Genomic DNA, 11,621 nt, shown 5'->3' on the forward strand with positions numbered 1-11,621 from the left:
ACGCTCGGGGCGGTGGGGGCGCGGTTGGTGCTCGCCGCCCGGCGGGCGGAGAAGTTGCACGAGGTTGCCGAGGCGTTGCGTAAGGACGGCGTCGAGGTGCTCGAGGTGGTGGCCGACATCGGTGTGCCCGAGGACTGCCAACGGATTGTGGCTGAGGCGATGGCCGCGTTCGGTGCGGTCGACGTGTTGGTCAACAACGCCGGGCTGGGGCCGGCCACCCCCGCGTCGCGGGAGACCCCTGAGGGGTTCCGCGCGGTCATCGACGTCAACCTCAACGGCGCGTTCTGGATGGCGCAGGCGGCCGGCGCGGTGATGGCGCCCGGCTCCTCGATCGTCAACGTGGCCAGCGTGTTGGGGTTGGCCGCGCCGCGCTATCCGCAGGCCGCCTACGCCGCGAGCAAGGCCGGATTGATCGGCCTGACCCGCGACCTGGCCCAGGAGTGGTCCGGCCGTAAGGGCATCCGGGTCAACGCGCTGTGTCCCGGCTACTTCGTCACCGAGCTCAACGAGCACGTCCGCGACGTGCAGGGCGAGATGGTCGCCACCCATACGATTCTGGGTCGCTTCGGCGAGCAGGAGGAGTTGGACAGCGCGCTGTTGTTCCTCGCCTCACCCGCGTCATCATTCGTCACCGGGACCACGCTGGCCGTGGACGGCGGCTACACCGCGCTGTGAGAAGGAGTTGGGCATGACCCTCGCGACCCGCTTCACCGACCTGTTCGGTGTGCGTCACCCCATCGTGTGCGGCGGCATGACCCGGGTCGGCACGCCCGTGTTGATCGCCGCGGTCGCGGAGGCGGGTGCGCTGGGGTTCATGCCCGCGCACAACTCGCCGTCGCCCGAGGCGCTGGTCAAGGACATCGCGCGGGTACGAGACCTGACGGACCAACCGTTCGGCGTCAACTTCACCATCCTCCCGTCGCGCAACCCACCGCCGTGGGAGGAGTACATGCGCGCCACCGTGGACAGCGGCGTCACCGCGGTGGAGACCGCCGGGCAGAACCCGGAGCCGTACCTGCCGCTGATCCAGGGCGGCGGGGTGAAGGTGCTGCACAAGTGCACCTCGGTGCGCCACTCGTTGAAGGCCGAGCGCATCGGCGTGGACGCGGTGAGCATCGACGGGTTCGAGGCGGCCGGCCACCCCGGTGAGGACGACACCCCCGGCCTGGTGGTCATCCCCGTGCTGGCCGACAAGATCTCCATCCCGTTCATCGCCTCGGGCGGGTTCGCCGACGGGCGTGGGCTGGCAGCGGCACTCGCGCTGGGCGCACAGGGCATCTCCATGGGCACCCGGTTCATGTGCACGGTCGAGGCTCCCATCCACCAGAACGTGAAGGACCAGATCGTCGCCAACGACGAGCGCAGCACAAATCTGATTTTCCGTCAGCTCCGCAACACCGGTAGGTACGCCAAGAACGGCATTACCGACGAGATCGTGCGCATCCTGGCCGAGGGCGGGACGTTCCAGGACGTCGCGCACCTGGCCGCCGGGGAGCGTGGCGCGATCGTGTTGGAGACCGGCGACCTGGAGGCGGGCGTTTGGTGCGCCGGCCAAACCCAGGGCCTGATCTTCGACGTGCCGACGGTGGCCGCGCTGGTGGCGCGGATCGTCGCGGAGGCCAAGACGGTGATCGATCGGCTGGCCGGGCTCCGCAGGTAACGCAGGCTCACTCCCCTGCCGGTCTTGTCCCCGGCCCATCGCCGTCCTAGCGCGACCGGCGGGCATTGCCCGCGGCCACGCCGACGGACTCCAGCGCGCCGCGCAGCATCGCGCGGACCACCTCGGCGAACAACTCCTCCGAGGTCGGCCAGGGGTTGGCGTCCACCGCCGCGGCGAGCGCGGGGTCGGTCGCCCGGTGCACCGACGAGAACGGCGTTGTGCGCTTGCCCGGTGCCTTCATCGCGGTGATCAGCGCCGAGCCGACGGTGAGCGTCTCCAGGCCGTCCAGGATCAACGCGTGCACCTCGACCGGCACGTTCGCCTCGGCCAGCAGGGTCGCAGCGTTGTCGTAGAGGGCCGAGAGCTGATCGCGGGGCAGGAACTCCAGCAGGATCGGCGCCACGTTGGGGTGCTTGAGGATCGTTCGACGGAAGTTGATGGCCTGCTCGATGAACCAATCCATCCACCGCTCGGGGTTGCGCTCGCGGGGGAACGGTGTCTCCCGGACCACCACTCTGGCGACCTCGGCCATGATGTCGGCGCGGTCGGTGAAGTGGTGATACAGCGACGGCGCGCGTACCCCGAACTCGCGGGCCAGCCGCAGCGTGCTGCACGCCGCGAGCCCTTCGTTATCGATGATCCGCAGCGCCGCGGCGACCACGGACTTGCGCGACAGCAGCGCCTGCGAGGGGCGTGGCATGGCAGTGAGTATGCCCTATCCGTATAGGTTTTCTGGTCCCCATGACCGGTATCTTCCCAGGTGGGAGGCGTTGGCGGGGCGGTTAGTGCGCCGTCTGATGCAGCATCAGGCAGGCACGGCGGGCCGGGCGAAGGCGCGCCCGGCGGAGTCCTGCAACTTCGCGGCCAGGAACCGCGCCTGCACCTTCTCCGACGCCGTGCGCGGCAGGTCGTCCACGACCTGGATGAAGTCCGGCACGTGGGAAAACTCCAGCCGCAGGGCGCAGCGCGCGAACAAACCGGTCACGTCGAAGCTTGCCCGATCCCGCGGCACCACCGCGGCCACGATGTCGGTCTCGCCCGGTGCGCCGCTGCGCGCGGGCACGCCGTAGATGTGCACGTCGAGCACCTCGGGGTCCTCGGCCAGCACCTTGCGGATGAAGCCCTCGGAGATGAACTCCCCGGACTTGCGCAACCCGCCGTCCTCCCGGCGATGCGCGAAGTACAACCACCCCTCGGCGTCACGGATCACCATGTCGCCGGTGTGCAGCCACCCGTTGCGCACCTTGGCGGCGGAGGCCTCGGGGTTCTTGAAATAACTGAGCCGGGCCTCGCCACGGGCGGGCCGCAGGACCAGCTCGCCGATCTGACCGGCCGGCACCGGACCGGACTGCTCGTCGATGACATCCATCTCGACCAGGCCGGCCGGCGGCTTGCCGAACGAGCCGACCGGACCCACCCCGACGGGGTTGCAGGCGAAGCCGCCCTCCATGGTCCCGTACCACTCCAACACCCGCACGCCGAAGCGCTCCTCGAAAGCCCGCCAGATCTCCCGCGGCATGCCGGCGGAGACGACCAGTCGCACCCGGTGCGACCGGTCCCGCTCGGAACTCGGCTCGCTGTAGATCGCGGTGGCGATGCCACCGAGGTTCGACCAGGTGGTCACCCCGTGCTCGATACACACGTCCCACAGCCGGGACTTGGTGAACCAACGGGACAGCACGGTGTGGTCGATCGACCCCCACACGGCGGGCATCATCGTGGCCAGCAACGCGTTGCCGTGGGTGATGGATAGCCCGGTGTAGGCCACGTCGTCGGGTCGGTAGCCGAAGTACGCGGGCAGCAGTCGATAGAAAAGCAACCGGTCGTAGCTGAACTCGATGGCCTTGGGATCGCCGGTGGTGCCGGAGGTGTAGGCGAGCAACCACGGACTGGCCGGGTCCGTCACGTGCTCGCCCAGATAGGGCAGTTCGGGCCCGTCCAGCACCTCGTTGAGCAGCATGCCGGAGGTCGGCACATCCAGCCCCCGCGCGCGACCCTCGGGGGTGGACACCACGAACGTGCGCACTCCGCTGGCCGCGATGACCGCCGCGACCTGCTCGTCGGCCAGCACGTAGTCGGCGGTGATCAACCCATCGCACTCGGCGAAGTCGAGGAAGTAGGCGAGTCTGTCGCCGCGGGCGCGCGGATCGATGGGCACGGTGGGCAGGCCCAGTTGCGCGTTGGCGATCAGCGCATAGACGAACTCCGGGTTGTTCCGCATCATCACCGCGACCCGGTCGCCGCGGCGCAGACCGGCACCGGCCAGTGCGGAGGCCACCTGGTTGCCGCGCACGGTGAGCTGCGCGGAGCTCACCCGCTCGGCGGGCAGCGAGCCGTTCTCGAAGACCAGCACCAGCCGATCCGGATCCCGATCCGCTTCGGACCGGACGATCCGGCTCAGGACGCACCCGCTCAAAGTGCTGTCCACCAGGTCTCCTCTCGCCAGGGCCGATCAGGCCACGGCGGCAAGACGTTCTTCGGCACGGAGCGCCAGGCGCTCGATGTAGATCTCGGCGGCCCGCTCGATGGCGCGGTCGAATCGCATGGCGTTGGCCACCTGCGTCCCGGCCAGGCCCGGCAGCAGATAACGCCAGGTGAAGTCCAGTTCGGTGCGCGGGCCGAAGCCCCGGAAGGAGTACCGGTGCCAGGACGTGGCGGCCTGACGGTTCGGCCACGTCCACACCTGCGAGGTCTCGAACCACAGGCCGCCGGGCTGTCGGCCGTGGGCCTTCAGGTACTCATCGACCGTCACCGTCGCGAGCGCCGCACCCGGCGCGGAGATGTTGACCTCGAAGTACAACCCGGTGCCGTCGCCACGGACGTTGCGCGCGCCGGGAAAGCAGCTGCGGGCCTCACCCGAGCGGCACCAGGTGACCAACTCGCGCAACGGCACGTCGACGGTCACCCCGAGGGCGACGGTCTGCAACATCTCAGTGCGCCCCGGCCGGCAACGAATCCGCCTCCGGCGCGGTCGGTGTCGGTGCCACCCCTGCCGGCACGTCGGCCTCGCCGGGCAGGATGGCCAGTTCCAGAAGCTGCGTCAGATAGGCGACGTGCTCGGCCAATTCATGGTTGGTGTCATCGAGTTCGGCCAACCGGCGCACGATCGTGCGTTCGTCGGCGGAGCGCAGCAACGCCACGCCCACCACTGCCAACAGCACCGCGCCGACGCCGCTCCACAACACATCGGGCAACTGGATGGCGACGTACACCTCGTCGCGGATGCTCGTGTAGCCGACAATCAGGAAGACCACGGCGGCGATCAGGCTGCCCGCTCCGAGGATCGCCCGGCCGTTCTCCTTGAGTCGATCCATTCCTCCGACCTTCCTATGCTCGGTCACGGCGGTGGCGCTCAGTTTCCACTTGCCGCGGCGATGGTCTGACGCCGCCCCAGATATGCCTCGTGCAACAGTGCGGTGTCCGCGCGCAGCCGCTCCGCGGGCCCGGCGTACACCACCTGGCCCTTGCGCAGCAGATAGGCCGAGGACGCGATGGACAGGGCCGCGGTGGCCGCTTGTTCGACGAGCAGGAACGCGGTTCCACGTTCGGCGTTGATCGCCTGGATGGTGTCCACCAGGGTGTCCACCATCTTGGGCGCCAGACCCAGAGACAGCTCGTCGATGAGCATCACGTCGGGTTCGGCCAGCAGCGCCCGGCCGATCACCAGCATCTGCTGCTCACCGCCGGACAGGCTGGAGGCCACCTGACGGCGGCGTTCGGCCAGCCGTGGGAACACCTCGTACACCGGACCGAAGCGTTTCGGGGCGTCCCTCCAGGTCCCGCCGCGGGCGTAGGCGCCCATGAACAGGTTCTCCTCGACGGTCATCGTCGGGAAGATGCGTCGGCCCTGCGGCACCAGGGCCACCCCGCGGCGGACCACCTGCTCCGGGTCGGCGGGCAGCGGTGCGCCGCCGAGCAACACCTCACCGCCACGGGGCACCAGCCCCGCGATGCTGTTCAACGTGGTCGTCTTGCCCGCGCCGTTGGGTCCGATCAGCGCGACGATCTCGTTGTCCGCGACGGTCAGGTCCATTCCGTCGAGCACCTTGATCGCGCCGTAGGAAACCCGCAGGCCCTTCACCTCGAGGGTCATGCGCTCCTCCCCAGGTAGGCCTCGATCACGGCCTCGTCGGACTGGACCTGGGCGGGGGTGCCGGCGGCGAGCACGATGCCGAAATTCAGCACGGTGATGACGTCGCACACGCCCATCACCACGGCCATGTCGTGCTCGATGAGCAGCACGGCCAGGCCCAGGTCGGCCAGTCGACGCAGCAGCGCGACGAGGTCGTCGGCCTGCTCCACGTCCAGCCCGGAGGCGGGTTCGTCGAGCATGAGCAGCCGGGGCGCCGCGCACAGCGCGCGGGCGAACTCGATCACCCGCAGATCCCCGAAGGCGAGCCCGGAGGCAGGGGTGGCCAGGTTGCCGCGGTAGCCGACCAACCGGGCGATGCGTTCGGCGCGTTCGGCGCGATTGAGCCGGGCCAACTCGGGATCGAAGGTGTAGCTGCGTCCGGCACTTTCCGCGACCGCGCAGCCCAACGCGAGGTTGTCCAACACCGACAGGCTGGAGAACAGCCGCGGTGCCTGGAACGTGCGGCCCAGTCCGCGCCGCCCGCGGGAGACCACCGAGCCGCGCAGCGGCTGACCCTCGAACAGGATCTCGCCGCGGTCGGGCGGGTACAGCCCGGACACGCAGTTGAAGAACGTGGTCTTGCCCGCGCCGTTGGGCCCGATCACCCCGGTCACCTCACCGGCCCGGGCGACCAGCGCGACGTCGTCGAGTGCCTGCAGGCCGCCGAACCGGATCGACAGCCCGGAGACGGAGAGGACCTCCGGCCGGTCGGTGCTGCGCTCGGGCCCCACCCCCGCGGCGAGTTGCGCGCCCAACCGGGCCCGCAGCGGCGCGAAGCGAGCGAGCTTGGCCGGGTCCGGCGTCAGCGGACCTGCCCCCGCGGCGCGGGCCCTGCGGTAGTTGGTGACGGACGGGCTCATCGCGGAATCCCCTCGATCCGGCTCCAGATCCGTCGACCGAGCGCGGCGATCCCGCCGGGTACCCACAGGATGATGACCAGGGCTACCGCCGCTGCGAAGAACAGGTCGTAGCCCACCAACTTGCCGTGGGAGAGCGTCTCCAGGTAGCGAGGCGTGGAGCCGAACACCACGCCGGCGGTGATGGCCCCACCGACCGACCCGAGCCCACCGACCACGGCGTAGGCGAAGTACGCGATGGCCAGCCCCGGGTTGAAGTAGTTCGCGGGTACCACCTGCTGCAGGATCCCGTAGTACGTCCCGGCCAGCGTGGCGATCGCGCCGGACAGGCACACGGTGAACAACTTGTACCGGGCGGGTGAGTGGCCCAGCACCGCGAAGGCCATTTCGGAATCGCGCAGCGCGGTCAGCCGGGTGCCGATCGAGGAGCGCAGGATCAGGTAACAGATCACCGCGAGCACCGCCAGCGTGCCGACCTCCAAGTAGTACACGTGCTTGTCGGAGTTCAGGTACGAGGGCCGCTCCAGCGGCTTCTCGAAACCACCCTGGGTGCCCAGGTAGGACTGAAAGAACGACTTCTGGGCCAGCGTGGCGAAGGCCAGCGTGGCGATCGCGAAGTACACCCCGCGCAGCCGCAGCGCGAACACGCCCAACACCAGGGACACCGGGATCGAGCACAGCACGGCGATCGGCACGATCGCGGCGAAGGCCACGCCGTGATCCTGCATGTAGTTGAGGATGACCACGCCCATGCCCATCTGGGCCAACGAGGCCATGCTGATCTCGCCGATCCAGCCGAGCACCGACACCGAGAGAACGGCCATCGCGACGATGACCCCGATGGCCAACGCGTAGGTCGGACCGGCCCACGACATCAGGCTCGGCATGGTGAAGATGCCGACGATCAGCAGTGCGAAGCCGACCGTGCGGACCAGCAACGCGCGCGGACGCAGCCGGCCGGGCAACGGCAGCAGCGCGTCCGGACCCGCCGGTGCGGTCGACGGCACATCGGCCCGGACCTCGGTGGCAGTCGCGCTCATGCCCGGGCCACCGCGCCGTCACCGAACAGGTTGTTGCGGCCGTGGGCGAAGCGCCACAGCAGCACGACCACCAGCAGGATGAACGGCCAGGCGTCGGACAGGCCGGTGACGTCGGGCGCATAGGTCTGGGAGTAGGCCTCCAGGCCGCCCAACAACATCGCCCCCACGACGGTCAGCGGCAGCGATACCAGGCCACCGATGAAGCTGACCGTCAACGCCTTCAACGTCAGGCCGGTCAGCGAGGTGTTGTCCAGGAACAGAATCGGCGCCAGCAACATGGTGGTCAGCCCGGACAGGCCGAAGGCCATGGCCCACACGGTGGCCGACACCCGGTTCGGGGGCACACCCATGATGCGGGCCGCCGTCGCGTCGTCGGAGACCGCGCGCATCGCCATGCCCAGTCGGGTGCGGCGCAGCAGGAACCACAGCCCGGCGAAGATCAGGACGCCGACGATCAGTAACACGATCTGGTCCCAGCTGATCGAGTAGTTCGCCACCGGGATGTGCACGCCGTGGCCGAGCAGGGGCGAGGGGAACAGCTGCCCCCAGGTGTTGCCCCACCAGGGCACCAGGAACACCGCGCTCTGGGTGAGCAGGAACAGCGCGAGGGTGGACACCGTCTGCAGGTCGGGGCGACCGGCCAACTTGCGGATCACCAAGCGTTCGAAAGCCAGCCCGAGCACGATGGCCACCACGATCCCCAGCGCGACGCCGAGGTAGTAGGGCCAGTGCCGCAGCGTAATCACGTCCCAGGCGATGAAGCCGCACAGCACCCCGACGCCACCGTGGGCGATGTTGAGCACGCCGGTGGTCCGGTAGACCAACACCATGCCCAGCGCGATCAGGGAGTAGTAGGCCCCGTTGTCCACGCCAATGATCAAGGTCTGCAGCAGCCTGCCCATGGCGTGTGACGCTAGGGACCGGCGTTAGCCGTCGTCTTGCGTAGGAGATACGGATTCGACTACGCACCGACGCTGCCCGCCCTCGCGTTACGTAGCCGGATCCGTATCGACTACGGAAGCCGGCGACACCCTGCGCTGTCGAGGATCGACGTGCGTGCGTGCGTGCCGTGCCGCGTCCCGGATCTAGGAGTCGTCGTGTCCCGCTCCGTTCCCCTGATCGCCACCGCGTCTGCCTCCCTGCTCTTCCTCGCCGCCTGTGGCGGCGGTTCCGCGCAGCGGGCGGCGGTCGAGCAGGCCAACCAGCCCAACGCGGCCGGTGGCGCCGGCGCCGCCCAACCGGCCGGCAGCGATGCCGCCCCCGGCAGCGCCCCCGCGGCGGCGGACAACACGGCGGGCGCGGACCAGACCGCGGCCGCCCCCGGCGCCGCTGCGGCCGCGCCGGGCGCCCCCGCGGCCACCACCGGCAAGGCGGCGACGACCGGCAAGGCCACCGCAGCCAAGCCAGGCGCCGGCACCGGCAAGGCCGGCAAGACCGAGGCCGCCAAACCGGGCGCACCGGCCGCGCCGGCGGCGGGCAAGCTGACCGCCACCGACACCGGCGTCACCGCGAGCACCATCAAGCTCGGTCACATCGGCATCTACTCCGGGCCGGTGGGATCGTTCGGGCAGAACCTCTCCTGGGCCTGCCGCGCCGGTCTGCAGGCGCTCAACGACGCGGGCGGCATCAACGGGCGCAAGCTCGACGTGCAGGTCCGCGACGACGGCTGGGACGCCACCAAGGGCAGCAACGCGGTGCGCGACCTGGTGGAGCGCGCCAAGGTCTATGCGTTGGCCTGTAGCCAGTCGGTGCCCACCAACGACGCGGTCACCCCGTACCTGGACCAGCAGAAGGTGCCCAATGTGGGCAGCGACGGTTGGGGCGAGGCGCAGTACGCCGGCGCCTGGAGTTTCCCGGTGGGCGCGTCCGGCGAGCTCGAGGGGGTGCACCTGGCGGAGTACCAGTACAAGGTGCAGGGCGTGCGCACGGTCGGCATCATCCACTTCAACAACACCACCGGCACCGCCTACCGAGACGCCTACAAGCGGGCCTTCGAGGCGCTCGGCGGCAAGGTCCTGGTGACCCAGGCGGCCAACTTCGACGACCCGGGCACCACCACGTTCATCGCGCAGTGCCGCACCAAGAACGTGGACGCGATCACCGCGATGGTTGACCCCGGCATCTTCGCCCGCATGGTCCGCGAGGCGGCGGCGCAGGCCTACAAGCCGAAGTACGGCTACTCCGGTGGGGCCGCGCTGTACTTCCAGGTCACCCCGACATTCACCGGGCCGACCGCCGAGGGCACCATCGCCTCCATCGACTGGATCCCGGACGACCCGACCGGACCGGCCGCGAAGGACCCCGGCTTCAGCGCCTACAAAAACACGGTCGAGAAGTACTACCCGCACATCGACCACTCCAACTGGACCAAGGCCGCCTACGTGGGCTCGGTACTGTTGGGCGACACGCTGAAGAAGCTCGGGCTGAACGTCACCCGCGAGGGCCTCAAGGACGAGCTGGACAAGGTCTCCAACTTCGACAGCGGCCTGGGACCGAAGCTGTCCTGGAGCCCCGGCCACCACCGCTCCAACTCCACCAGCTATCTGGTGCAGTTGCAGAAGTCCGGCAACAAGCTCGTGTGGAAGTACCTGTACGGACCCATGACCGACGTCCCGCCCTGGCTCGGCAAGGAAGACTGATACCGCGTCACTTCGGGTGGATCGGAGCTGAGCCCTGTGCGTTTTTTCTCGATGCTGGCGCTGCCCGCGGTGGCCACCGCGTTGATCACCATGCAGGCCGCGCCTGCGGCGGCGGACGATCCCGACCCGTTCCCCGGCTTCACCGCGGTGGAGTCCTACGCCCAGGGCCAGGTGTTCACCGGGTACCTGTTCGCGGTCGGTGACGAGGAGAGTCGGCTGGTGGGGGCGAACGCGACGCTCAACGGCCCGCCCGCGGGTTCCGGGGCGATCGCGGCGTTCTTCCAGCGTGGTGCAGGTGGCACCTACGTCTATGACTTCCTCGGCGGCGGCCAGCCCGGCAAAGCGGGCGCGCTACCCGACCCGCCGCCGGGGGAGGCCGATGGTTACTTCCCCGCCTCCCCGAGCTCGGGCACCTTCGCCGGTCCCATCAGCACGGCGTCCGGCCAGGCCGCGGACGGGCGGTTCCACGCCGAGGCCACGCCCACCCCCAGTGCCATCGCCGACGCGGCGGCCACCGACGTCAACGCCGCGGGCCAGTTCGTGATGGAGTGGGCGCACGTCAACTCGCACACAGAACCCGTCAAGGGTGGGGTGCTGGCCACCTCCACCTCGGTGCTGCACGGCCTCACCATCGGGCCGTTGCGCATCGACAACTTGACCTCGACGGCCACCGGGCTGATCACGCCGAAGGGCAAGCCGCAGGGCACGGTGAGCACCATCGTCACCGGTGCCACGGTGAGCGGGACCCCGGTGCAGATCACCGACCACGGCCTCGTGGTCTCCGGCACCCCGGGTCCGGGCCCGCAGCAGCAGGTGAACGACGCGATGGCGCAGGCCGGTTATTCCGGCGTCGCGATCCTGCCCGCCAAGATCAATACCGACGATGACGGCACCTTCCACGCGGTCACCAACGGGCTGCAGATGATCTACCGCAACGACGATTTGGGGGCCAACAACCCACAGGGCTTCGCCGGTGGCGGCATGGCGTTCGGTGGTGCCGCGATACGCATGCTGGGCCACGCCTCGGACTTCGGGGGCATCGGTGTGCCACCGGCCGCGCACGCGGCACCCACCCGCACGCTGTCGAATTTGCAGAACGCTGCATGGACGTCGCCCCTGGGTGGGGTGCAGACTGAGCCGGCCCTGCTACGCGCGAATAACGAAATGACACCGAAGGTCGCCGACGACCTCCGCCACGGTTACCTGGCCTTCGGTGCTGCGTTGATCAGTGTGATGCTCCTGTCCCTGTGCAGGCTGCGGTCCGTCCGCCGCCGCTTGATCTCCTGGCGTTTG

At 69.4% G+C, this 11,621-nt stretch carries 12 protein-coding genes; 4 read left to right on the forward strand and 8 right to left on the reverse strand.

Annotated elements, in window-relative coordinates; translation table 11 throughout:
* Positions 1 to 675, forward strand: a 675-nt coding sequence (locus VGJ14_11430) for an SDR family oxidoreductase (GenBank protein HEY2833026.1), incomplete at its 5' end; no start/stop codon positions are given.
* Positions 676 to 688: 13 nt separating this feature from the next.
* The gene (locus tag VGJ14_11435) at positions 689 to 1,660 is read left to right on the forward strand and encodes a nitronate monooxygenase (GenBank protein ID HEY2833027.1); all 972 of its coding nucleotides are present in this window, start codon (positions 689 to 691) and stop codon (positions 1,658 to 1,660) included.
* A 46-nt stretch (positions 1,661 to 1,706) separates the two neighbouring features.
* Here the strand turns inward: VGJ14_11435 and VGJ14_11440 are convergent, their stop codons facing one another.
* The 8 genes from VGJ14_11440 to VGJ14_11475 all read right to left on the reverse strand — a co-directional run bounded on the left by VGJ14_11440 (position 1,707) and on the right by VGJ14_11475 (position 8,591).
* Positions 1,707 to 2,360, reverse strand: a complete 654-nt coding sequence (locus VGJ14_11440) for a TetR family transcriptional regulator (protein ID HEY2833028.1) — start codon at positions 2,358 to 2,360, stop codon at positions 1,707 to 1,709.
* A gap of 105 nt (positions 2,361 to 2,465) precedes the next feature.
* Positions 2,466 to 4,088, reverse strand: coding sequence for an AMP-binding protein (locus VGJ14_11445; protein HEY2833029.1), 1,623 nt, complete (start codon positions 4,086 to 4,088; stop codon positions 2,466 to 2,468).
* Positions 4,089 to 4,112: 24 nt separating this feature from the next.
* Positions 4,113 to 4,589 (reverse strand): hypothetical protein, encoded by a 477-nt coding sequence (locus VGJ14_11450; GenBank protein HEY2833030.1) that lies wholly within the window; start codon positions 4,587 to 4,589, stop codon positions 4,113 to 4,115.
* Position 4,590: 1 nt separating this feature from the next.
* The gene (locus tag VGJ14_11455) at positions 4,591 to 4,974 is read right to left on the reverse strand and encodes a hypothetical protein (protein HEY2833031.1); all 384 of its coding nucleotides are present in this window, start codon (positions 4,972 to 4,974) and stop codon (positions 4,591 to 4,593) included.
* 38 nt (positions 4,975 to 5,012) lie between these two features.
* Positions 5,013 to 5,753, reverse strand: a complete 741-nt coding sequence (locus VGJ14_11460) for an ABC transporter ATP-binding protein (GenBank protein HEY2833032.1) — start codon at positions 5,751 to 5,753, stop codon at positions 5,013 to 5,015.
* A complete protein-coding gene (locus VGJ14_11465) occupies positions 5,750 to 6,652 on the reverse strand; it encodes an ABC transporter ATP-binding protein (protein HEY2833033.1) in 903 nt (300 codons plus the stop codon). The genes VGJ14_11460 and VGJ14_11465 overlap by 4 nt, the downstream gene beginning before the upstream one ends.
* Positions 6,649 to 7,689 (reverse strand): branched-chain amino acid ABC transporter permease, encoded by a 1,041-nt coding sequence (locus tag VGJ14_11470; GenBank protein HEY2833034.1) that lies wholly within the window; start codon positions 7,687 to 7,689, stop codon positions 6,649 to 6,651. The genes VGJ14_11465 and VGJ14_11470 overlap by 4 nt, the downstream gene beginning before the upstream one ends.
* Positions 7,686 to 8,591 carry a branched-chain amino acid ABC transporter permease gene (locus tag VGJ14_11475; protein ID HEY2833035.1) on the reverse strand — a complete coding sequence of 302 codons (906 nt, stop codon included), beginning with the start codon at positions 8,589 to 8,591 and terminating at the stop codon, positions 7,686 to 7,688. The genes VGJ14_11470 and VGJ14_11475 overlap by 4 nt, the downstream gene beginning before the upstream one ends.
* Positions 8,592 to 8,786: 195 nt before the next feature.
* Between VGJ14_11475 and VGJ14_11480 the strand changes: the two genes are divergently transcribed.
* A complete protein-coding gene (locus VGJ14_11480; protein ID HEY2833036.1) occupies positions 8,787 to 10,328 on the forward strand; it encodes an ABC transporter substrate-binding protein in 1,542 nt (513 codons plus the stop codon).
* A 36-nt stretch (positions 10,329 to 10,364) separates the two neighbouring features.
* Positions 10,365 to 11,621: hypothetical protein (locus VGJ14_11485; protein HEY2833037.1), on the forward strand; the 1,257-nt coding region annotated here is incomplete at its 3' end.

The sequence above is a fragment of the Sporichthyaceae bacterium genome (assembly GCA_036493475.1).
Lineage (GTDB): Bacteria > Actinomycetota > Actinomycetes > Sporichthyales > Sporichthyaceae > DASQPJ01.

Coding starts and splice junctions, on each gene's coding strand:
- VGJ14_11435 (HEY2833027.1), top strand. CDS start 689: ATGACCCTCGCGACCCGCTTCACCGACCTGTTCGGTGTGCGTCACCCC.
- VGJ14_11440 (HEY2833028.1), bottom strand. CDS start 2,360: ATGCCACGCCCCTCGCAGGCGCTGCTGTCGCGCAAGTCCGTGGTCGCC.
- VGJ14_11450 (HEY2833030.1), bottom strand. CDS start 4,589: ATGTTGCAGACCGTCGCCCTCGGGGTGACCGTCGACGTGCCGTTGCGC.
- VGJ14_11455 (HEY2833031.1), bottom strand. CDS start 4,974: ATGGATCGACTCAAGGAGAACGGCCGGGCGATCCTCGGAGCGGGCAGC.
- VGJ14_11460 (HEY2833032.1), bottom strand. CDS start 5,753: ATGACCCTCGAGGTGAAGGGCCTGCGGGTTTCCTACGGCGCGATCAAG.
- VGJ14_11465 (HEY2833033.1), bottom strand. CDS start 6,652: ATGAGCCCGTCCGTCACCAACTACCGCAGGGCCCGCGCCGCGGGGGCA.
- VGJ14_11470 (HEY2833034.1), bottom strand. CDS start 7,689: ATGAGCGCGACTGCCACCGAGGTCCGGGCCGATGTGCCGTCGACCGCA.
- VGJ14_11475 (HEY2833035.1), bottom strand. CDS start 8,591: ATGGGCAGGCTGCTGCAGACCTTGATCATTGGCGTGGACAACGGGGCC.